Genomic DNA, 20,381 nt, shown 5'->3' with positions numbered 1-20,381 from the left:
ATTGTTCCATGTCAATTCATGGGGTTGCCGTACCGCACCCCGCGGTCCACCTTTCCTCCACGACAGAATGACGCAGAACGGAGGGCGCGAGATGGGTGAGGCAGTCAGGTGGGGAATCCTCGGAGCGTCGAAGTTCGCACGCCAACAGATGGGCCCGGCGATCCACATGGCACGACGGGGCCGGCTTGGGGCGATCGCGACCTCGACGCCCGACAAGGCCGGCGCCTTCGAGGCATTCGCCCCCGGTGTGACTGTGCATCAAGGCTACGATGCGCTTCTCGACGATCCCGAGATCGATGCGATCTACATTCCCCTGCCGAACGCGATGCATGTGGAGTGGAGCCTCAAGGCGCTCGAATCCGGCAAGCACGTCCTGTGTGAGAAACCGCTTGCCCTCAAGGCGGAGGATTTCGATGCGGTGATCGCGAAGCGCGACGAGACCGGGCTCCTTTCGGCAGAAGCCTACATGATCGTGCACCACCCCCAATGGCAGCGAGCCCGCGAGCTCGTGCAGGGCGGCGAGATTGGCGCGCTGCGCGAGGTCACGGCGCAATTCTCGTTCTTCAACGACAACATGGACGATATCCGCAATCAGAAGGGTCAGGGCGGCGGCGGCCTGCCGGATATCGGCGTTTATATCTTTGGCGGGGCGCGGTTCGTGACCGGGGAAGAGCCCGAAGAGATCCTTGCGGCCGACCTGGACTGGCACGCAGGCGTCGACACGCGCGCCCACGTGTCAGCGCGCTTTCCGTCTTTCCATTATGCCGGATACGTCTCGACCCGGATGGCCCCGTTCCAGCGCGTGACATTCCACGGCGAGAAGGGTGCACTGACCCTCAGCGCGCCGTTCAATCCGCAGGTCTTCGGCGAGGCAAGGATCACGCTGGAACTGGGGCAGGGCGTCGTGCGGGAAGAGCGCTTCCCGGATGCGAACCACTACGTCTTGCAGGTCGAGGCCTTCAATCGCGCGGTTCTGGATGGGGCGATCTATCCGTGCCCGCTCGAGTTCTCGAAAGGAACGCAGCGCATGATCGACATGGTCTACGAGAAGGCCGGGTGACGGACCCGGCCCGCGCACATCTACTGCTTGAGGTTGACGACTGTCTTGTCGGCCTCGCCGCGCTGGCGTTTGGCCTTGGGCTTCGCGGTGCGGCTCTCTTCGGAATTCGCGTCGATGAAATCGAGGACAAGCGGCCGGATGTTGTTGCGCCACTTGCCGCCCGCGAAGATGCCGTAATGACCCGCGCCGGGTTCGAGGTGGCTCGCCTTCATCTCGTCCGGCAGTCCGGTCAGCAGATCAAGCGCCGCGACGCATTGGCCGGGCGCGGAGATGTCGTCATTCGCGCCTTCGACGGTCTTGACCGCGACATTCGTGATCTTGCCGATATCGACATGCTTGCCTTCGACGGTGAAGGCGTTCTTGGCGATCTCGCAATTCTTGAAGATCCGCTCCACGGTGGACAGGTAGAATTCCGCCGGCATGTCCATGACGGCGAGATATTCATCGTAGAACTTGTTATGCTTGTCGTGATCCGACGCTTCTCCGCTGGCGACGCGGAAAATCTGATCGTAGAAGGCCTGGGCATGCGTATCGGCGTTCATCGCCATGAACGAGGACAGTTGCAAAAGGCCGGGATAAACCCGGCGGCCGACCCCTTGATACTTGAAGCCGACGCGCTGGCACATGCTCTCTTCGAGCTGGCCCATCGTGACGCGCGCACCGAAATCGGTGACATCCGTCGGCGCGGCGTCGGGGTCGATCGGTCCGCCGATGAGGGTCAGCGTGCGCGGCTGCGCGTCGGGATCCTCGGCGGCGAGGTAGGCGGTCGCGGCGAGCGTCAGCGGCGCGGGCTGGCAAACGGCGATGACATGCGTGTCCGGGCCGAGCTCGCGCAGGAAATCGACGAGGTAGAGGGTGTAATCCTCGATATCGAACTTGCCCGCACTGACCGGAATGTCCCTCGCATTGTGCCAGTCTGTCACATAGACTTCACAGTTAGGGATGAGGGATTTCACCGTGGACCGGAGGAGGGTCGCGTAATGACCGGACATCGGCGCAACCAGCAGGATCTTGCGAGGCTGTTCGTCCCGGCCGGCCACGTCGAAATGGACAAGATCGCCGAAAGGTTTCTCGAGAACGACCTCGGGCTGGACCACGTGATCGCGTCCGTCATCGCCCGTGACGCTGTCGATGCCCCAGTCCGGCTTGGCGATCATGCGCTCGAACGCGCGTTCGGTGACCTCTCCCCAGGCGGCCATCCAGCGAATACCGGGATGCGGAATGAGCGCGAGACCAGGATAGGAGGCCATCGTGCGCGCTGTTGCGCCGAGCCATTGGTTCGTGTTTCGAACCGTCTCCATCATGTCGTAGAGAGCCATGTGCCGCATAATGCCGTGTCTCCTTTCGCCGGTGAGCCTGTCACAGGCCGCCGCGATCGTGCGGCGCCGACGAGAATTGCTGCGTAGCAGCGAAGGTAGGGGGGAATCTGCCGAATGACAACCGAGACGTTCGATCAAGGCGAAAACCTGGAGCGGTTCAACCACAACCTGAATCGTATCGAGGAGCTTTCACAGCGCCTTGTCTCCGTGATGACGCATCGCAAGCCGCTCGACACCTCGCTGCAGGGCCCCGACCAGGATCTCTACGCCAAGGCGATGACGGGGTATATGCAGGCGTGGATGCAGAACCCCGCAAAGGTTCTCGAGCACCAGATCTCCTACTGGGGCGAGACGGTGAAGCACTTCGTCGAGGCGCAGCAGGCCCTCGCCGCGGGCAATCTCAAGGCACCCGAAGATCCCGGTCCGAAAGACAAGCGCTTCGCGAATCCGCTTTGGGATCAGCACCCCTATTTCAACTTCATCAAGCAGCAATACCTCATCAATTCCCGTGCCATCGAACAGGCGGTGGCCGATATCGACGACATGGACCCGAAGGAAAAGCGGCGGCTTTCGTATTTCGCGCGGCAGATCGTCGACATGATGGCCCCGACGAATTTCCTGTCCACCAACCCCGACGCTCTGGAAAAGGCCATCGAGACCGAGGGCGAGAGCCTTGTGAAGGGACTCGAGAACCTCATCTCCGATCTCGAGGCCAACAACGGCGAGCTTGTGGTGAAGCTCGCGGACGAGGATGCCTTCAAGATCGGTGAGAACATCGCCACCGCCGAGGGCGAGGTCGTCTACCGCAACCGGATGATGGAGATCATCCAGTACACGCCGACGACCGAAAAGGTGAAGGAGACGCCGATCGTCCTCTTCCCGCCCTGGATCAACAAGTTCTACATCCTCGATCTGCGCGAGAAGAACAGCTTCATCCGCTGGGTCGTGGATCAGGGCTACACGCTTTTCGTGGTAAGCTGGGTCAATCCCGATCACGACTATCGCGATGTCGGGCTCGACACCTATATCGAGGAAGGGTTCCTCACCGCCATCGAAGAGGTGAAGTCGATCACCAACCAGAAGCGGATCAACGCGATCGGCTACTGCATCGCCGGGACCACCCTGTCCCTGACACTCGCGCTGATGAAAAAGCGCAAGGACACCTCGATCAAGTCCGCGACCTTCTTCACCACGCTCACCGATTTCTCCGACCAGGGAGAGTTCACGCCCTTCCTGCAGGACGATTTCATCGATGGCATCGAGGAGGAGGTCGAGAAGACCGGCGTTCTGCGCTCCTTCATCATGGCGCGAACCTTCTCGTTCCTGCGATCGAACGATCTGATCTACCGCCCCGCGATCCAGAGCTACATGATGGGGGAGACGCCGCCCGCGTTCGATCTGCTCTACTGGAACGGCGACGGCTCGAACCTTCCGGCTCGAATGGCGGTGCAATACCTGCGGCGGCTGTGCCAGGACAACGCGTTTGCGAATGGCGAGGGCATCGAACTGATGGGCGAGACGCTGAGCATCGACGATGTCTCCGTGCCGCTGATCTCGATCGCCTGCGAGACCGACCATATCGCGGCCTGGAAGGATTGCTTCGGGGGCGTGAGCCTCATGGGGTCCAAGGACCGCACCTTCATCCTGTCGGAATCGGGTCATATCGCGGGCATCGTGAACCCGCCGTCCAAGAACAAGTACGGCCATTACATCAACGACGATTTCGACGGCACGGCCGATGAATGGAAAGAAAAGGCGGTCTATCACGAGGGGTCTTGGTGGCCCGTCTGGGAAAGCTGGATGGCCAAGCGTTCGGGCAAGTGGATCACTGCGCGTCAGCCCGGCGATTCGGAGCATCCCTCGCTCGGCGCGGCTCCCGGCACGTATGTGATGACGAAATCGCGCAAGGTCGACGCGTGATTTTAAAGGTAAAGCAGGGGCTTATGACCTAGGGTCAAGATTTTTGCCGCACTGCAGCAAAAATCCTTGAAATGCTGCAGTGCAGCGTCCATATTCTTTCCAGACGCAGCGAAGCGGTTGGGTGGGCCAGCCGCAGCAGCGATGAAAGGAATTGAACGATGGCTAAGCAGCAAGATTTCACTGCGATGATGAAAGACATGATGGGCTCCTTCCCGGTCGACACGAAGGCAATGGAAGACGCCTTCAAGACCCAGGCGACCCTGAACGAGAAGCTCTCGGGCGTTGCGCTCGAAGCGGCTGAGAAGTCCGCCGAGCTGTCTTCCAAGTGGACCAAGGACACGCTGTCCAAGATGAGCGAACTTTCGAAGGCCAAGGCAGAGCCGGCCGACTACGCCAAGGCGATGACCGATTTCGCATCCGCTCAGGCAGAAGTTACCGCCGAGCACATGGCCGCCTTCGCCGAGATCGCGAAGAAGGTCCAGATGGACACCGTCGAGCTGATGATGGCCGCTGGCAAGGACATGTCCGAAGATGCAAGCGCCGCCATGAAGAAGGCGACCGCTGACATGACTTCGAACGCCAAGAAGGCGACCGCAGCCGCGAAATAATCGCGACTGAAACGAACAGGATCCGCGCTCACTCTCCTCCCAAAATCTGAGCGCGCGACTGAGGGCGGACCTGACGGGTCCGCCCATTTTATTTCGCGGGTGCGAGACGAGGCTTGCTCAATTCATCGGCGAAGGCTTAGGCTTGCTGCACCGCAGATTTTGGGAGGTCCCGAGTGTCCGAAACCGAAAAGCCGCTTCTGATCAAGCGTTACGCCTCGCGGCGTCTCTACAATACCGAGACGAGCGATTACGTCACGCTGGAAGATATCGCGGGGTTCATCCGGGATGGGCGCGAAGTTCAGATCATCGATCTCAAATCCGGGGACGACCTGACACGGCAATACCTTCTCCAGATCATTGCCGAGCATGAAAGCCGCGGCGAGTCCGTCCTGCCGATCAACGTCCTCAACGACCTCGTTCGCAGCTACACGAGCCAGGCCTCCACGATGGTTCCGCAATTTCTGGCCCAGAGCTTCGAGATGTTCCGCGACAGCCAGTCGAAATGGGTCGAGAACATGAGCGCCATGAACCCGATGGCCACCATGCCCGGCTTCGAGGCGATGCAGGCGCAGCAAGAAGCGTTCATGAAGGCGATGACCGGCGGCAAGTCGGGCCAGTGGTCCGGCCCGTCGCCCGACGACTCGCAGCCCGCGACGGCGAAGAAGGGCGAGTCCGAAGAGGATATCGAGGCTCTGAAGAAGGAATTCGCCGAACTTCAGGCCAAGCTTTCGAAGCTGGGCAAATAGCGCATCAGGTTCCGTAGGCGCAGGCCGGGGCCATCGCGGTTTCGGCGGCGGCCAGAAGCGCGTCCGCGACCGCGCCGCACTCCTCCACGGTCAGGCGCGCGGGCAGCCGCGTGTCGCAGGCCCGGCGCAACATCGCGCGGGTTTGCGGCAGGTGGAACGTCTCGGGCAGGAAATGCCAGTTCCAGAAGGCGCGCGCGTTGTTTTCGCTCATCCCGAAGACCTGCACTTTGACGCCTTGCTCGCCGGCGGCGGCGACGAAGGCGGTGACATCGGCATCGCTCATGCCGCGCAGGCTGAACTGAAGCGAGTCTGGCGCACGTTCCTCGGGGCCCAGTTTCTGCGGGACGTGGAACCAGGGCGAACTGCGGAGCCGCTCGGCCACAAGGTCATGGTTGCGCCGCCCATCCGCGACACGGCGTGGAATCTCGGCAAGTTGCGGCCGGATGATCGCCGCCGACAGGTTCGAAAGACGCTGGTTGTAGAGCGGCAGCTTGTTCTGCCATCGCGCGAAAGCGTCGGTCAGCAGCCCGTGCTTCTTCCAATTGCTTTCATACGCGCCGGACATGATGACGGCGCGGGCGATGATCTCGGGATCGTCGGTGACGAGAAGCCCGCCTTCGCCCGCATTCAGAAGTTTGTAGCTCTGGAAGCTGAAGCAGCCGATGTTCCCCAGGGTCCCGATGTTCTGTCCGTGCCATGTCGTGCCGAGGCTGTGAGCCGCGTCCTCGACAACCGGGATGCCGCGCGCCTCGGCAAGGCGTAGGATCGCATCCATGTCGGAGGTATGCCCGCGCATGTGGCTGATGATGACCGCCGAGACACCCTCGAGCTTGGCTTCCAAATCGGCCAGGTCGATGCGGTAATCGTCGCCGACCTCGCAGAGGACCGGCACGCATTCGGCATGAATGACCGCCGAGGGCACGGCGGCGAAGGTGAAGCCGGGGATCATGACCCGGGCATCCCGTGGCAACCCGAGCGCCTTCAGCGCAAGGAAAATCGCGGCCGAGCAGCTCGACACGGCCAAGGCAAAGCGGCTGCCCAGCATATCCGCGAATTCGCGCTCGAGAAGCGTGACAGGGCTGTCTTCGGACGCGTGATAGCGGAACAGGTCGCCGGTTGCGAAAAGGCGATCGACCTCCGCGCGTGCGGCTTCGGGAATGGGCTCGGCGTCGTGCATGTCGGGGATGCGGGTCATGGCGCGCTCCTTCGGCAAGTTGCCGCAGTGTTACTTGGCCCCGCACCCTCCGCCAAGCGGTAAAGGGTCGCGGGCGATACGCTTCTCTCAGACGCCGAGGCGATCGCGCAACGCATACCAGCTCATCGCAAGCACGAGAAGCGGCGTGCGCAGGGCTCCGCCTCCCGGAAAACGCGGCGTGGGCAAGGCCGCCATCGCATCGAACCCGTCCGTCTCGCCGCGGATGGCGTCGGCCATGAGCTTGCCCGCCTGCGTGGCCGAACCGACGCCGTGACCCGAATACCCCGAGGCTACAAGGATGCGCCGCCCGGGCCGGGCGAGGTAGGGGAGGCGTTTCATCGTGATCGCCAGCGTTCCGCCCCAGGCATAGTCGAGCGCGACATCCGTCAAGCTTGGGAAGATCTCCAGCATGGGCTTCGAGACGAGACCGCGAATATCTTTCGGGAAGCGGTAGCCGTAGCTCTCGCCTCCGCCAAAAAGGAGCCGCCCGTCCTCGCTGAGCCGGAAGTAGTTCACCACGAACTTGTCATCGGCGACGGCCACATCGCGGGGCAACACCTCCGCGACACGCTCGCCCAGCGGTTCGGTCGCAACGATGAAGTTGTTGATCGGCATCACCCGCGCTGCGACCTGACCCGACAGCCCGCCGAGATAGCCGTTGCAGGCGAGGATCACATGCTCGGTAGTGACGCGGTCTGCATCAGTCTGCACCAGGGCGGGCGAGCCGTCTTCGACGTGATGCACTTCGGAGCCTTCGTGGATGCGAACGCCCGCCGCAAGGCAGGCCGCGCGCAGACCGAGGGCAAAGCGCAACGGGTGCAGATGTGCCGCGTCATGGTCGATCACACCGCCCCGATAGGCCGGGGAGGCGCAGACCGCGCGCCAATCCTCGCCGCGCAGCGCCTCGAGATGGGTATAGCCGTAGACCCGTTCCATGTGTTCTGCATGGTCGAAACCGTCGCGGACGCCGGTGTCGGACGATACCGCTTCGGCGACGCCGGGCGTCAGGTTGCACGCGATCCCATGCCGGGCAATGAGCGACTTCACCAGCGCCTTTGCCTCTTCGCCGAGATCCCAGTAGCGCCGCGCCTCATGCGCCCCGAGCATCTTCTCGAGCGAGAGCTGGTCCACACGTTGACCGGAGCCGAGCTGTCCGCCATTCCGACCCGATGCGCCGAAGCCCGCGCGATGCGCCTCGAGCAGCACCACGTCGCGCCCGGCCTCGGCCAAATGAAGGGCCGCGGACAGGCCCGTGTAGCCCCCGCCCACGACGCAGACATCCGCACGGGTTTCGCCACGCAGGGGCGGTTCGGCGTCGGGCAGTTCCGATGTCGCAGCGTACCAGCTCTCGGGGTAGGCCCCGCGCGCATCGTTGGCGTGAAGAAGGTTCATCGGGCGCAGCGCCTCAGACATTCAGAAGCAGGTGCTCGCGCTCCCACGGGCTGATGACCTGCAGGAATTCCTCGTATTCGGCGCGCTTCACGATGGAGTAGACCCGCGCGAATTCGGGCCCCAGCACCTTGTGCAACGCGGTCGCCTCGTCGAAGAACTCCAGCGCCTGACCGAGAACGCGGGGGATGTCGCCCTCTCCGTCATAGGCATCGCCCTTGAACTGCTTGGAGGGCCAGCGCTCCTCCATCATCCCGAGATAGCCGCAGGCGAGCGAGGCCGCGATGCCGAGATAGGGATTGCAATCCATGCCGGCGAGCCGGTTTTCCACCCGGCGGCTTTCCGGTCCCGAGATCGGGATGCGGATGCCCGTCGTGCGGTTGTCGCGGCCCCATTCGAGATTGATCGGTGCCGCCTGGTCGCGCACGTAGCGCCGGTAGGAATTGACGTAAGGTGCCAGCACGGCGATCGCCGCAGGCAGGTGCGTCTGCAGCCCGCCGATGAAGTTGAAAAACGCGTCGGTCTCGCCGCCCTGCGGGCCCGAGAAGATCGACTTGCCGGTCTCGATGTCGTTGATCGAGTGATGGATATGCATCGCCGAGCCGGGCTCGTCCGCGATGGGTTTCGCCATGAAGGTCGCAAAGCAATCGTGGCGCAAAGCCGCCTCGCGGATCAGCCGCTTGAAGCAGAACACCTCGTCGGCGAGCTTCACCGGATCGCCGTGGCGCAGATTGATCTCGAGCTGACCCGCGCCGCCTTCCTGGGTGATGCCGTCGATCTCGAAGCCCTGCGCCTCGGCGAAATCGTAGATATCGTCGATGACCGGGCCGAATTCATCCACGGCGGTCATGGAATAGGCCTGGCGCGCCGCGGCGGGCCGCCCGGTACGGCCCATCATCGGCTTGATGTCCTGCGCCGGGTCGGTGTTTCGGGCGACGAGGTAGAATTCCATCTCGGGCGCAACCACCGGCTTCCAGCCCTGCGCGTGATAAAGATCCACCACCCGCTTGAGGATGTTGCGCGGCGCGAAGGGAATGGGCCGCTCCTTGCGGTCGTAAGCGTCGTGGATCACCTGCAGCGTCCAGTCGCCGGTCCAGGGCGCGGCAGTCGCGGTCGACATGTCCGGCAGGAGGATCATGTCGCGCTCGATGAAGCCCTCGTCCTCGTCGGCGGCCTCGCCCCAATCGCCGGTGATCGTCTGGAAGAAGATCGAATCCGGCAGGTGGAAACTCTTCTGTCGCGCGAATTTCGAGGCCGGAACCGCCTTGCCGCGCGCGATGCCGGGAATGTCGGCGATGATACACTCGACCTCGTCGAGCCTGCGCCCCTCGAGATAGGCGCGCGCGGCGTCCGGGAGACCTTCGGTCCAGTCAGTCATCAGAAAAGCTCCTCACCGCGGAAAAAGCGGTCGAATTGGTCGGCGATCTCGGCGCTTTGAAGCTCGGTGCCGAGGCCAGCCTCGGCGGCCTCAAGCTGACCTTGCGGCACAACGCCGGGGCCGCGCTTGTCGATAAGGCCCTTGACGAATCCGTCTCCGAATTCTGGGTGCGGCTGGACGGTATAGATATGGTTGCCATAGACCAGCGCGGCATTGGCGCAAAAATCGGACTTCGCCACGACGCGCGCCGCTGCCGGAGCTTCGACTACCTGATCCTGGTGCCAGGCGTGAATGGTGCGGGGCCCGTCGGCGAAGTCGTAGCGCTGCGGTCCCACCGACCAGCCGCCTGCGAATTTCTCCACCTTGCCGCCGAGGGCCTGCGCGATGATCTGGTGGCCGAAACAGACGCCGATCATCGGCCGTCGGCTGGCGTCGATCTCCCGGATGAGCGCCTCGAGCGGCGCAATCCAGTCGTGATCTTCGTAAGCGCCGTGTTTCGAGCCGGTGATGAGCCAGCCCTCCGCCGCGTCCGCACCGGACGGGAATTCGTTCTCGACGACGTTCCAGGTTTCGAACGTGAATCCGCGCCCCGCCAGGAGCCGCTCGAAAAGGTCCGCGTATTGGCCATGTTCCTCTGCCAGCGCCTCGGCCACGAGCCCGGTCTGCAGGATGCCGATCTTCATCAATCTCACCGATCTTGTTCGTCGCGGAAGGTATGGCCCGCCTCCGCTTCGGGCAAGGCGTCGCGCTCAGACCGTGTCGAGGTAGATCTCCACCTGCTCTTTCGGGGACAGCTCCGCCATGTAATGCCGCTCCTGTTTCTTGGTGAGCAGGTAATTGCGTATGAGCTCTTCGGGGAAGATGCGCGGCATGATCTCGCTCTTCTCGAAATGTTCGATCGCATCGGACCAGTTGCCCGGCATGTGATCGAGATCGAGCGCGTAGGCATTGCCGGTGATCGGCTCGGGCGGCTCGCGGCCATCCTCGATCCCGTTGAGCGCAGCGCCAAGGATCGCGGCGAGCGAGAGGTAAGGGTTCACATCGCCGCCCGAGACACGGTGCTCGATCCGCCGAGCGGCGGGCGCGCCCGAGGGCACCCGGATTGCCGCGGTGCGGTTCTCGTAGGCCCAGCAGAGCCCGGTCGGCGCATGTGCGCCCGGCACGAGCCGGTCATAGGAATTGAGATGCGGCGCGAAGATCAGTGCGGAATCCTTCATCGCCGAGAGGCACCCTTCCACCGCGTGGCGCAGCGTGTCGGTGCCTTTTGACCCGCCATCGTCGAACACGTTGCGCCCCTTCTCGTCCAGCACCGAGAAATGCGCGTGCATGCCTGATCCGGAATAATCCTCGTAGGGCTTGGCCATGAAGGACGCCGCGAAGCCGTGCCGCCGGGCGAGACCCTTCACGAGCCACTTGAAGAGCCAGGCATCGTCCGCGGCGCGCAGCGCATCGTCGCCATGCATGAGGTTGATCTCGAACTGTCCGAGCCCCGCCTCGGAAATCGCGGTATCGGCGGGAATGTCCATCGCCTCGCAGGCATCGTAGAGATCCGTGAAGAAGATATCGAACGTGTCGAGGGCGCGGATCGACATCGTCTCGGCCGCCTTGCGCCGCTTGCCGGACCGCGGAGAGATCGGCACCTCGAGCGTGCGCCCTGAATCGTCGATCAGGAAGAATTCAAGCTCCACCGCGACGACCGGTGTCAGCCCCCGCGCCTTGTAGCGGTCGAGAACGGCGCGCAGCGCATGGCGCGGATCGCCCTCATAGGGCCGCCCGTCCTCGCGGAACATCCAGATCGGCAGAAGGGCAGTCGGCGCCTCGAGCCAGGGCATGGGCAGGAAGCCGCGCTCTGTCGGGAAGAGAACGCCGTCCCGGTCGCCGCTTTCGAAGACGAGCGGGCTGTCGTCGATATCCTCTCCCCAGATATCGAGGTTCAGGACCGACACCGGAAAGCGCGTGCCGTTCTCGACGATCTTGTCGGCAAAGCGCGATGGCACCCGTTTGCCGCGCGGCTGACCGTTGAGGTCGCAGGCCGCGACACGGATCGTGCGGACATTCGGGTTCTTCCGAAGGAAATTCTTCATCTGGAGCGAGGACATGCGCCACCTGTCAAAATTTGATCAAATCTGGCACGTGCCGCGTCGGCAGGCAAGGGGGCGCTAGCGAATGAGGTTCATCCGCAGCTTGAGCCTGCCCCGCCGCGCCTGCGGCAGATGCCGGTTGAGCCTGCGGTTCGCGAGCCCGAAAATTCCGATGATCGTCAGCGTCAAGAGGATGAAATAGCCCGCAAGGATCGGGTAGGGCACGAAGGGATTGAAGGTCTTGTCGGCGAAATAGCTGGCGTAATACAGCGCATCGCCCTTTTGCTGCCGCGTTGGAAAGCCCGAGAAAAAGACGAGCGCGGTTGCGTGAAAGAGAAAGATCGCCTCGTTCGTATAGGCCGGCCAGGCTAGCCGCAGCATTGTCGGCCAGGTGATCCGCCGGAAGCGCGTCCATCCCGTGAGACCGTAAGCGTCGGCGGCTTCCAGATCACCCTTCGGCACCGACAGAAGCGCGCCGTAGAAGATTTCTCCCGAATAGGCGGCCGTGTTCAGGAACAGCACGATCAACGCGCCGAGCCAGGCGGAGGTGAAGGGGTCGAAGAACGGGTAGGAGGATTTCAGCGAAAGGAAGACGAAATACGCGAAGAAGAACTGGATAAAGAGCGGCGAGCCCCGGAAGATCAGGATGAACCACTCGGACGCCTTCCGGGCGAACGGGTTCCGTGCAGCCTTGCCGACGGCCACCGCGGTCGCGAGAAAGAAACCGGACAGAAGCGCGAGCGTGCCGAAATAGATGTTCCAGATCATGCCCGAGCCGATCAGCACGACCTGCTGGCAGAGCGTGAAATCCGAGCGCGGCAAGAGCCGCTCGCCGATGCCCAGCGAGCGCAGACCGTAATCGGCCAGGGTTTCCCAACAGCTCATGCGCCCGCCTTCCGCTGGGCTTCGCCAGCGAGGGTCGCCTGTCCGCGTGTCAGGCGGGTCATCAGCCGGTCGAGGACAGTCTCGGAGAGCTTGGTGAAGGCAAGGTAGAAGACGAGGAGGGCCAGGAAGTACCACATCCGCCAATCGCCATGAGGATAATCGGTGAATTGCGGGGTCTTCGTGCCGCCGAGGTCGCGCGCCCAGTAGACGATATCCTCGACCCCGAGAAGGAAGAGGAGCGGCGTCGCCTTGATCAGAACCATCCAGAGATTCGACAGGCCCGGCAGCGCATAAACCCACATTTGTGGCACGATGATGCGCCGGAAGGTTTGCGACCGGGTCAGCCCGTAAGCCTCTGCGGTCTCGACTTGCGCGCGGGGCACGGCGCGCATCGCCCCGTAAAGGACGTTCGCGGCGAAGGCACCGAAGACGATCGCGAAGGTCAGGACCGCGACGAGAAAGCCGTAGGTTTCATGCACCCATTGCGGCGCGGTCGAGAGCGGCAGCTTGGCCTCTGCACAGACGATGAAGTCCGAGCCCTGGCGGATCGGCTGGTCCCAATCGGGACAGCGGATCTTGTGGCGGATCCACTCGAAGCCCTGGTCGAGGGCGATCACGAAGAACAGGAAGAAGGCGATATCGGGCACGCCCCGCACGATCGCGATATAGGCCTTGCCGATCCACGAGACGGGCGGGATGCGCGAGCGGGCCGCGACAGCTCCGCCGAAGCCCAAGAGGAGCGCCGCAGGCGCGGTGATCGCCAGAAGCAAGAGCACCGTGCCAAACGCGCCATAGAACGCCAGGTGCTTGCCCGTGGTCAGGTAACAGGCAAACCAGGCGAGACCGTCGAGCGTCCCGGGATCTGTGCAGAAGGCGAACATGTCGATGTGTGAGGGACGGGCCGCCGAGGGCCCGCCCCCATCTCGGTCAGTAGGTGGTGATCTCTTCGCCGAACCACTTCACGAGCATCTCGTTCAGCGTTCCGTCTTCCTTCATCTCGCCGATGATGGTGTCGAAGGTCTCTTTCAGCTCGGTGTCGCTTTCGCGAAGACCCATGCCGATCCCGCCGCCGAGCGGAACCGGGTCGCCGACGAACATCAGCTCGCCGCCCGACGCATCGACAATCGGCTTGAGGAAGTCGTAATCGGCGAAGACCGCATCCGCTTCGCCGTTGCGGACGGCCGCGACGGTCTCTTCGGGGGTGGCGAACTCGATCAGCGCCGCGCCGCCTTCAGCGACATGCGCCGCCTGGATCGTGGCGGTCTGCGCGGCGACGACGCCACCCTCGAAATCGGCCTCCTCACTCGCGCCGACATAGGCGCTCTCGGTCGGCGGGTAGTAGTTCTGTGTGAAGTCGATGACCTCGTCGCGCTCGTCGGTGATCGACATGCCGGCCATGATCGTATCGTAGTTCGAGGAGACGAGGTTCGGAATGATCGAATCCCAGTCGTTCGACACCCATTCGCAGGTCAGCTCAGCGCGCGCGCAAAGCTCGTTGCCAAGCTCGATCTCGAAGCCCGCAAGCTCGCCGTTGTCGTCGATGTAGTTATACGGAGGGTAGGCGCCTTCGGTGCCCATGCGGATCACGTCCTGGGCAAAGGCGGCGGACGCGGTGAGCGCCAGCGCGGCACCCGTCATCATCAGAGTTTTCATGGATCGTCTCCCTGTTTTCATGGTTTTTTGCTCGTATCAGGCCTGCATGGTGGAGCTCAGAAAGCCCCGGAGCCTTTCGGATTTGGGTGCGCCGAACAGCGCATCCGGTGAGCCTTCTTCTTCGATGAGGCCCTTGTGCAGGAACACGACGTGCTTGGACACATCGCGCGCCATTTTCATGTCATGCGTCACGATGAGCATTGTTCGCCCCTCGCGCGCAAGATCCTTGATGACTTTCACCACTTCCTGTTCGAGCTCGGGATCGAGCGCCGATGTCGGCTCGTCGAACAGAAGCGCCTCGGGTTCCATGCAAAGCGCCCGCGCGATCGCCGCGCGCTGCTGCTGCCCGCCCGAGAGCTGTGCCGGATAGGCATCGCACTTGTCCCCGATGCCGACCTTGTCGAGATAGCCGCGCGCGGCCGCCTCGACCTCGCCGCGCTCGCGTTTCAGGACGGTGAGCGGTGCCTCCATGACGTTCTGCAGGATCGTCATGTGTGACCAGAGATTGAACTGCTGGAACACCATGGACAGATTGGTGCGGATTCGGAGCACCTGTTTGGGGTCGGCCGGGTGCCGGTCATGGCCCTTGCCGCGCCACGCGACGGGTTCGCCCTTGAAAAGAATCTCGCCCTGCTGGCTGTCTTCCAGGAGGTTTGCGCAGCGCAAAAGCGTGGATTTGCCCGATCCCGACGATCCGATCAGCGAGACCACATCGCCCCGACGCGCTTCGATATCGACGCCCTTGATGACCTCGAGCGCGCCATAGGCCTTGTGGAGATCTCGGATGGCGATGACGGGGGCTTGGTCGGTCACGGGAGGGGGCTTGAACCTCGGATCGTTGCAATCAGCCCGAAGGAGAGGGGATTTGCGACGCTTTTGCAACGTGAAAGCGCAGATCCATCAGGATGCGGGGGCCGGGTGACGAAAGGTCAGCCCGGCAAATGCCGCTTCACGCGCCGCTTTGCCCCTGCGCGCTGTGGCGGGCGCGGGCGCTTTCCTGGTCGGTGAGGCCCAGAAGGCTGGAAACGAGACGCAGCAGCGAATCTTCCTCGGGATCGCGAGACCCGTCAGCCAGAACGACCGACCACAGCGCCTCGACCACGGCGAAGCGATGGTCGTAGGGCACCGCATCCTTGATCGCGCGGGTGAAGCGAACGGTATCGGGCGCTTCGGCCTCGAGCGCTTCGGCATCCTTGCGAAGTGCGACGGCGTCTTCCGCCCCGAGCCCGTACCGGGTCTCGACGATCCGGTCGATACGCGCCCGCTCGTCAGGGTCGAAATGCCCGTCGGCGCGCGCCACGCGAACGAGAAGGGCGGTCAGCGCCAGCCGGGCATCCTCGTCGGCCAGGGGTTTCGGCTCAGGCTGGATCAGCCGGGAAAGGAAATCATTGAACATTTGCCTGAGATAGTCAGAAGAACGTCGATGTCCAAGCGATCAGATCTGCCCGGGACGCCGGGGCGTGACGCCGTCGAGGCCGAGGCGGGCGGCGAGCGAGGCTTGCAGGCGCTTGGAGTCGCGGGGGCGGCGACGACGCACCTCCTCGGACATGCAATCGGCCAGCGAGCGCCGCTCGACCTCGGGCACATGTGCGGAAATGAGCCGCGCGAGATCCTCGCCGGGGCGAACGGCGGTGGCGAGCGCCTCGCAGATCGCGCGCATCTCGGCGGCTTCCCGGCGCGTCAGTTCGAACCGGCGGGCGAGAATGGTATCGAGCTCCGCGCTGCCCAGCACGTCGGGCGGCAGATCGCAGCGCGCCGCGTGCACGGCAAGTGCCCCGAGCGCCAGCGGCGTATCCGCGGGATCGAGCCAGGCCGCATCCGGCTTGTTCAACCATAAAAGGAGTCGCTTCGACATCACTCCACCTTGCCGGGTCTCCTCGCACGCGTCGTTCCGCGCGTTTCGGCACGGTACCGATCGAGCCTGTCCGAAGAATGCAAGTTTGTCTATAAGACTTCGGCAAGGCCGGTTTTGCGTCAGGGAGTGTGAAGAAGCCGCTCGATTTCAGCTCCCGCCTCGGGCAGGCCCCAGGGCGGATTGACGACGAACATGCCCGAGCCGACCATCGCGTGACCGGGCCGCGCGGGCGGGAAGCGCACCTGGTGATCTACAGCGTCCTGAAACGCCGCCTTGAGCGCGCGCAACATGCTCTCGTGCCGCGCATCGGTCAGGATCGGGTACCAGAGCGCCAATATCCCGACATTCCACTTCTTATGAAGCTGCGCGAAGCGTTTCGGGATCGCGTCGTAATCGGCCTTCACCTCGTAGGACGGATCGCAAAGGAGCAGACCCCGGCGCGGCTCGGGCGGGGCGAGGCTTTGTGCCAGCGCGAAGCCGTCCTCGTGATAGACCCGCGTGCCCCGCGCGACGGTGCGTTCGAGCGCGTCATGCTCGGCCGGGTGCAGCTCTGCGAGATGCACGGCATCGCCCGGGCGCAGCAGCGTCTCCGCGATGAGCGGCGAGCCGGGATAGGCGCTCGGCCCGAACCGCGCGCGCACCTCTGCAAGGACGCGGGCGAGGGGATGGCCCTCGGGCAGCTCCCGCGCCTCGATCCCCGCCGCAGCCTCCCCGGTCTTGCGCGCCTCGGCGCTCGACAGATCGTAAAGGCCGCGCCCCGCATGCGTCTCGATATAGCTCAGGGGTTTGTCCTTGCGGGTGAGGTAGTCCAGCATCGACGCCAGAAGCCCGTGCTTGTGCAGGTCCGCGAGGTTCCCGGCGTGATAGGCGTGCTGGTAGGACAGCATCAGGCGGCGCGCTCCCGTCGCAGGTAGAGTTCCAGGGCGATGAGGTAGGGCAGGTAGAACCCCACGAAGTTGAACAGGTCGAACGGCCCGGTGAAGGCCTCGGTCGAGCCGATCCCCCCGGTCGCCGCATACCAGACCCAGTAGTGAAGGCGATAGAGGAAGGAGCCGATGGCGAGCACCGTCAGCCGGAGCGCCCAGGCCCGATGCGCCGCGCGGTTCTTGTCGAGCGCGTGATAGACGGTATTCGCCGCCGCGATGATGAGAAGCGCACCGTAAAGCGCGAAGCCCGCCGACATGAGCGGCCCGCCAATCGTGCCGCTCAGCGCGATGTACGAGAGCCCCGCAAGGCCGGTGATGGCGCTGGCGATGAGGGTCACGTAGCCGAGACGGCGATGCAGGCGCGGGCGGCGGACGCGGATGCGCTCGATCAGCTGGAACGGCGCAAGGAGGGTCGCGACGGCCCCGGTCGCCATATGCGTGAAAATGAGCGCATTCGGCAGCGGGGTCGTGAAAAGCCGCGTTTCGGATGACAGATCGCGCGTCAGCCCCGCGAGACCGAAGCCCGCGGAGTAAAGGACGAAGGGCAGCGCGAGAAGCGCGAGCGCGAGGATCGCGAAGGTGGAGGCGCGGGGCATGGGGCGTCGGGCGGTTTGGGTTTGGTGTAACCTATGCCAGCCGGTGCCGGTTCGCCACAGGAGCAATGCCGGGCGCGCCTGCCCGTGGGGTGGCGCTGCTTTGCGGAGAACGGGAGCGCTTTATCCCGGCCACGTCAGGGCGCGGCTCGGCGCCAAGCGCTGGCGGAGACAAAGCGCCAGCCCGCCGGGACGGGCAGGCGCTGAGCGCGGCGGCTGCCAAAAGGCAGCCTTGTTCCGCGCTTAGGGAAGTTGGAAGTTATTCGAGACACTTGTGTCCAGTATTAATCGTGTTCACGCTATTCTTCTGGGTCAATTATCTCTATAAATTTGTTTGCATTCTCGTGTATCGACAGCAGCCTGCCTAAGGCGAGATCAGTTCCTCCAAGGAAGGCAAGAGCACCGACGCAGGCCTTGGCGACCCACCCGAAGAATTTACGGTCTTCAGTTGTCGATGCAGCGCCATTTACTACAACGCTACCTGTCAATGCTTCAATTTCTAATTGTAGATCTTCTGGATCAAAAAGTTGGCTATTCTCAAGAATGGCAATTGACTGATCTATGCGAACCGCAATTAATTTCTTGATATTATCTGGTATACTAGTTGATGGTAGCTTGCCTTTTAGGCTTCTGAATTCTTCAGCTAGTTCCGATGCTTCAGAGGGCAGGGTGGCCTTTTCGACTCTTCCTGCAAGGGCAAAGTGAATATTCGTTAAGTTGACTAAGTTTTCAGGTTTTAGGAAATTGTTCTTGGCGGTTTCCAGAGTTGCGTGGGATTGTGTAAAGTTCTCAATTCCTGAAAATGGCGCGATGTAGCCTCTAAGCTGCTTTTTCTGAGCCTCCTCAAATGGCAGCTGTTCAATCCCACTTTTGGTTTCTCTTATAAGTTTCTGAAGGCGTGAGAGAGCAAAAAGCTCTCTTTCATCACCTGAGATCTCGAGAAGGTCGGCTGTAATAGTTAATACACGCTCTTTGACTCGATTTTTCTGTCCAGATACTTGTGATAAGATAAAGTTTAGCTGTTCCGCAGAAGTTGTCATCCTTCACACCAACCTCGACACATCCTTTGCCGCCCGGACAAAATCCTTGAACAACGGATGCGGATCGAACGGCTTCGACTTCAGCTCCGGGTGGAACTGCACGCCGATGAACCACGGATGATCGGACCATTCCACGATCTCGGGCAGTTTCCCGTCCGGTGACATGCCCGAGAAACACAGCCCCGCCTCTTCGAGCTGCTTTTTATACGTGATGTCGACCTCGTAGCGGTGCCGGTGGCGCTCGTCGATGGCGAGCGTGCCGTAGACCTCCGCGACGCGGCTGCCTTCCTTCAGCACCGCGTCATAGGCGCCGAGGCGCATCGTGCCGCCCTTGTCGTCGTCGGGGCGGCGGTTGACCTTCTCGTTGCCCTGCACCCACTCTTTCAGGTGATAGACCACCGGCTCGAAGCGTTTCTTGCCGGCCTCGTGGTCGAACTCCTCCGAGCCTGCCCGCGCGACCCCGGCGGCGTTCCGCGCCGCCTCGATCACCGCCATCTGCATGCCGAGGCAGATGCCGAGGTAGGGCACCTTGTGCTCGCGCGCGAATTGCGCGGCCTTGATCTTGCCCTCGGTGCCGCGCTCTCCGAAGCCGCCGGGCACGAGGATCGCGTGGAAGCCCTGAAGATGCGGGGCCGGATCCTCGCGCTCGAAGATCTCCGCATCGACCCAATCGACATTGACCTTCACGCGGTTCCAGAGCCCGCCATGGGTCAGCGCCTCGGCGATGGATTTGTAGGCATCCTCGAGCTGCGTGTACTTGCCGACGATGGCGACGTTCACCTCGCCCTCGGGGTTGGCGATACGGTCGGCCACGTCCTCCCAGACCGAGAGGTTCGGCTTCGGCGCGGGCGTGATCTGGAACGCGTCCAGCACCGCCTGGTCGAGCCCCTCGCGGTGATAGGCGAGCGGCGCCTGGTAGATCGACTTGAGGTCCTGCGCCGCGATCACGCTGTCCGGCCGGACGTTGCAGAAGAGCGCCAGCTTCTCGCGCTCCTTCTGCGGGATCGGCCCTTCGGAGCGGCAAACGAGAATGTCCGGCGCGAGCCCGATGGAGCGCAGCTCCTTCACCGAGTGCTGCGTCGGCTTGGTCTTGAGCTCGCCCGACGCCTTGATGAAGGGCAGAAGCGTGAGGTGCATGAAGATGCATTGCCCGCGCGGCTTCTCCTGGCTGAACTGGCGGATCGCCTCGAAGAAGGGCAGGCCCTCGATATCGCCGACCGTGCCACCGATCTCGCAGAGCATGAAATCGACCTCGTCCTCGCCGATGGAGATGAAGTCCTTGATCTCGTTGGTGACGTGCGGAATGACCTGGATCGTTTTGCCGAGATAGTCGCCGCGGCGCTCCTTCTCGAGCACGTTGGTGTAGATCCGCCCCGAGGAGATCGAATCGGTCATCCGCGCCGGCACGCCCGTGAAGCGCTCATAGTGGCCCAGATCGAGATCCGTCTCCGCCCCGTCATCGGTCACGAAGACCTCGCCATGTTCGAACGGCGACATCGTGCCGGGATCGACGTTCAGATACGGGTCGAGCTTGCGCAGCCGCACCGAGAAGCCCCGCGCCTGCAGAAGCGCGCCAAGCGCCGCCGATGCGAGCCCTTTGCCCAGGCTCGATACCACACCGCCAGTAATGAAAATAAAGCGCGCCATGTGCCGCAGACCCCGTGATTTGCCTCAATGTCTCGAGCGATGAGGGCATGTTTCGGCCCACCCACGGCCCGCTCAGGACCGCAGCA

General features: G+C 63.1%; 20 protein-coding genes. 4 read left to right on the top strand and 16 right to left on the bottom strand.

The annotated features are described in order from the left end of the window. Window positions 1–91 precede the first annotated feature (91 nt). The gene (locus tag BM171_RS08020) at window positions 92–1,060 is read left to right on the top strand and encodes a Gfo/Idh/MocA family protein (protein WP_093010400.1); all 969 of its coding nucleotides are present in this window, start codon (window positions 92–94) and stop codon (window positions 1,058–1,060) included. Between the two features lie 20 nt (window positions 1,061–1,080). Here the strand turns inward: BM171_RS08020 and phaZ are convergent, their stop codons facing one another. Then, the gene (gene phaZ, locus BM171_RS08015) at window positions 1,081–2,388 is read right to left on the bottom strand and encodes a polyhydroxyalkanoate depolymerase (protein ID WP_093010398.1); all 1,308 of its coding nucleotides are present in this window, start codon (window positions 2,386–2,388) and stop codon (window positions 1,081–1,083) included. Window positions 2,389–2,493: 105 nt separating this feature from the next. Between phaZ and BM171_RS08010 the strand changes: the two genes are divergently transcribed. From BM171_RS08010 to phaR, 3 genes are all read left to right on the top strand, one after another. Next, entirely contained in the window at window positions 2,494–4,299 is a 1,806-nt protein-coding gene (locus tag BM171_RS08010) for a PHA/PHB synthase family protein (protein ID WP_093010396.1), read from the top strand. A gap of 158 nt (window positions 4,300–4,457) precedes the next feature. Beyond that, window positions 4,458–4,907 (top strand): phasin family protein, encoded by a 450-nt coding sequence (locus BM171_RS08005; protein WP_093010394.1) that lies wholly within the window; start codon window positions 4,458–4,460, stop codon window positions 4,905–4,907. 173 nt (window positions 4,908–5,080) lie between these two features. Then, a complete protein-coding gene (phaR, locus tag BM171_RS08000) occupies window positions 5,081–5,653 on the top strand; it encodes a polyhydroxyalkanoate synthesis repressor PhaR (RefSeq protein WP_093010392.1) in 573 nt (190 codons plus the stop codon). Window positions 5,654–5,657: 4 nt separating this feature from the next. Here phaR and BM171_RS07995 read toward each other — a convergent pair whose 3' ends face one another. From BM171_RS07995 to BM171_RS07930, 15 genes are all read right to left on the bottom strand, one after another. Continuing rightward, window positions 5,658–6,848, bottom strand: coding sequence for a DegT/DnrJ/EryC1/StrS family aminotransferase (locus tag BM171_RS07995; RefSeq protein ID WP_093010390.1), 1,191 nt, complete (start codon window positions 6,846–6,848; stop codon window positions 5,658–5,660). A gap of 87 nt (window positions 6,849–6,935) precedes the next feature. Beyond that, window positions 6,936–8,240, bottom strand: coding sequence for an NAD(P)/FAD-dependent oxidoreductase (locus BM171_RS07990; protein ID WP_093010388.1), 1,305 nt, complete (start codon window positions 8,238–8,240; stop codon window positions 6,936–6,938). Between the two features lie 13 nt (window positions 8,241–8,253). Further along, complete coding sequence (locus tag BM171_RS07985; RefSeq protein ID WP_093010386.1) at window positions 8,254–9,615, bottom strand: glutamine synthetase family protein; 1,362 nt, start codon at window positions 9,613–9,615, stop codon at window positions 8,254–8,256. Then, a complete protein-coding gene (locus BM171_RS07980; protein WP_093010384.1) occupies window positions 9,615–10,298 on the bottom strand; it encodes a type 1 glutamine amidotransferase in 684 nt (227 codons plus the stop codon). Before BM171_RS07980 ends, BM171_RS07985 begins: the two co-directional genes overlap by 1 nt. Window positions 10,299–10,364: 66 nt before the next feature. Continuing rightward, window positions 10,365–11,699 (bottom strand): glutamine synthetase family protein, encoded by a 1,335-nt coding sequence (locus tag BM171_RS07975; RefSeq protein WP_093010551.1) that lies wholly within the window; start codon window positions 11,697–11,699, stop codon window positions 10,365–10,367. A 75-nt stretch (window positions 11,700–11,774) separates the two neighbouring features. After that, window positions 11,775–12,581: an ABC transporter permease gene (locus BM171_RS07970; RefSeq protein ID WP_093010382.1), complete on the bottom strand. Its 807-nt coding sequence runs from the start codon at window positions 12,579–12,581 to the stop codon at window positions 11,775–11,777. Next, window positions 12,578–13,462, bottom strand: coding sequence for an ABC transporter permease (locus tag BM171_RS07965; protein ID WP_093010380.1), 885 nt, complete (start codon window positions 13,460–13,462; stop codon window positions 12,578–12,580). The genes BM171_RS07970 and BM171_RS07965 overlap by 4 nt, the downstream gene beginning before the upstream one ends. A 46-nt stretch (window positions 13,463–13,508) precedes the next feature. Next, a complete protein-coding gene (locus BM171_RS07960; RefSeq protein WP_093010378.1) occupies window positions 13,509–14,234 on the bottom strand; it encodes a transporter substrate-binding domain-containing protein in 726 nt (241 codons plus the stop codon). Window positions 14,235–14,270: 36 nt separating this feature from the next. Next, the gene (locus tag BM171_RS07955) at window positions 14,271–15,047 is read right to left on the bottom strand and encodes an ABC transporter ATP-binding protein (protein ID WP_093010376.1); all 777 of its coding nucleotides are present in this window, start codon (window positions 15,045–15,047) and stop codon (window positions 14,271–14,273) included. A gap of 136 nt (window positions 15,048–15,183) precedes the next feature. Further along, complete coding sequence (locus tag BM171_RS07950) at window positions 15,184–15,630, bottom strand: tellurite resistance TerB family protein (RefSeq protein ID WP_093010374.1); 447 nt, start codon at window positions 15,628–15,630, stop codon at window positions 15,184–15,186. A 39-nt stretch (window positions 15,631–15,669) separates the two neighbouring features. Continuing rightward, entirely contained in the window at window positions 15,670–16,089 is a 420-nt protein-coding gene (locus tag BM171_RS07945) for a tellurite resistance TerB family protein (protein WP_093010372.1), read from the bottom strand. A 119-nt stretch (window positions 16,090–16,208) separates the two neighbouring features. Further along, the gene (locus BM171_RS07940) at window positions 16,209–16,976 is read right to left on the bottom strand and encodes a 23S rRNA (adenine(2030)-N(6))-methyltransferase RlmJ (RefSeq protein WP_093010370.1); all 768 of its coding nucleotides are present in this window, start codon (window positions 16,974–16,976) and stop codon (window positions 16,209–16,211) included. Further along, window positions 16,976–17,611, bottom strand: coding sequence for a DUF2306 domain-containing protein (locus BM171_RS07935; protein ID WP_093010368.1), 636 nt, complete (start codon window positions 17,609–17,611; stop codon window positions 16,976–16,978). The genes BM171_RS07940 and BM171_RS07935 overlap by 1 nt, the downstream gene beginning before the upstream one ends. Window positions 17,612–17,907: 296 nt before the next feature. Beyond that, the gene (locus BM171_RS18685) at window positions 17,908–18,648 is read right to left on the bottom strand and encodes a hypothetical protein (protein WP_139218681.1); all 741 of its coding nucleotides are present in this window, start codon (window positions 18,646–18,648) and stop codon (window positions 17,908–17,910) included. 3 nt (window positions 18,649–18,651) lie between these two features. Then, complete coding sequence (locus tag BM171_RS07930; protein WP_093010366.1) at window positions 18,652–20,295, bottom strand: CTP synthase; 1,644 nt, start codon at window positions 20,293–20,295, stop codon at window positions 18,652–18,654. Window positions 20,296–20,381 lie beyond the last annotated feature (86 nt).

This window comes from Roseivivax halotolerans, from assembly GCF_900115815.1.
In the GTDB taxonomy this organism is placed as follows: Bacteria; Pseudomonadota; Alphaproteobacteria; order Rhodobacterales; family Rhodobacteraceae; genus Roseivivax; species Roseivivax halotolerans.
The sequence above is the reverse complement of the archived record's forward strand: the minus strand, read 5'-3'. Positions and strand labels throughout refer to the sequence as shown.

Coding starts and splice junctions, on each gene's coding strand:
- BM171_RS07965 (WP_093010380.1), bottom strand. CDS start 13,462: ATGTTCGCCTTCTGCACAGATCCCGGGACGCTCGACGGTCTCGCCTGG.
- BM171_RS07935 (WP_093010368.1), bottom strand. CDS start 17,611: ATGCCCCGCGCCTCCACCTTCGCGATCCTCGCGCTCGCGCTTCTCGCG.
- BM171_RS07985 (WP_093010386.1), bottom strand. CDS start 9,615: ATGACTGACTGGACCGAAGGTCTCCCGGACGCCGCGCGCGCCTATCTC.
- BM171_RS07940 (WP_093010370.1), bottom strand. CDS start 16,976: ATGCTGTCCTACCAGCACGCCTATCACGCCGGGAACCTCGCGGACCTG.
- BM171_RS07980 (WP_093010384.1), bottom strand. CDS start 10,298: ATGAAGATCGGCATCCTGCAGACCGGGCTCGTGGCCGAGGCGCTGGCA.
- BM171_RS07945 (WP_093010372.1), bottom strand. CDS start 16,089: ATGTCGAAGCGACTCCTTTTATGGTTGAACAAGCCGGATGCGGCCTGG.
- BM171_RS08010 (WP_093010396.1), top strand. CDS start 2,494: ATGACAACCGAGACGTTCGATCAAGGCGAAAACCTGGAGCGGTTCAAC.
- BM171_RS07950 (WP_093010374.1), bottom strand. CDS start 15,630: ATGTTCAATGATTTCCTTTCCCGGCTGATCCAGCCTGAGCCGAAACCC.
- BM171_RS08005 (WP_093010394.1), top strand. CDS start 4,458: ATGGCTAAGCAGCAAGATTTCACTGCGATGATGAAAGACATGATGGGC.
- BM171_RS07990 (WP_093010388.1), bottom strand. CDS start 8,240: ATGAACCTTCTTCACGCCAACGATGCGCGCGGGGCCTACCCCGAGAGC.
- phaZ (WP_093010398.1), bottom strand. CDS start 2,388: ATGCGGCACATGGCTCTCTACGACATGATGGAGACGGTTCGAAACACG.
- BM171_RS07930 (WP_093010366.1), bottom strand. CDS start 20,295: ATGGCGCGCTTTATTTTCATTACTGGCGGTGTGGTATCGAGCCTGGGC.
- BM171_RS07975 (WP_093010551.1), bottom strand. CDS start 11,699: ATGAAGAATTTCCTTCGGAAGAACCCGAATGTCCGCACGATCCGTGTC.
- BM171_RS07960 (WP_093010378.1), bottom strand. CDS start 14,234: ATGAAAACTCTGATGATGACGGGTGCCGCGCTGGCGCTCACCGCGTCC.
- BM171_RS07995 (WP_093010390.1), bottom strand. CDS start 6,848: ATGACCCGCATCCCCGACATGCACGACGCCGAGCCCATTCCCGAAGCC.
- BM171_RS08020 (WP_093010400.1), top strand. CDS start 92: ATGGGTGAGGCAGTCAGGTGGGGAATCCTCGGAGCGTCGAAGTTCGCA.
- BM171_RS07970 (WP_093010382.1), bottom strand. CDS start 12,581: ATGAGCTGTTGGGAAACCCTGGCCGATTACGGTCTGCGCTCGCTGGGC.
- BM171_RS18685 (WP_139218681.1), bottom strand. CDS start 18,648: ATGACAACTTCTGCGGAACAGCTAAACTTTATCTTATCACAAGTATCT.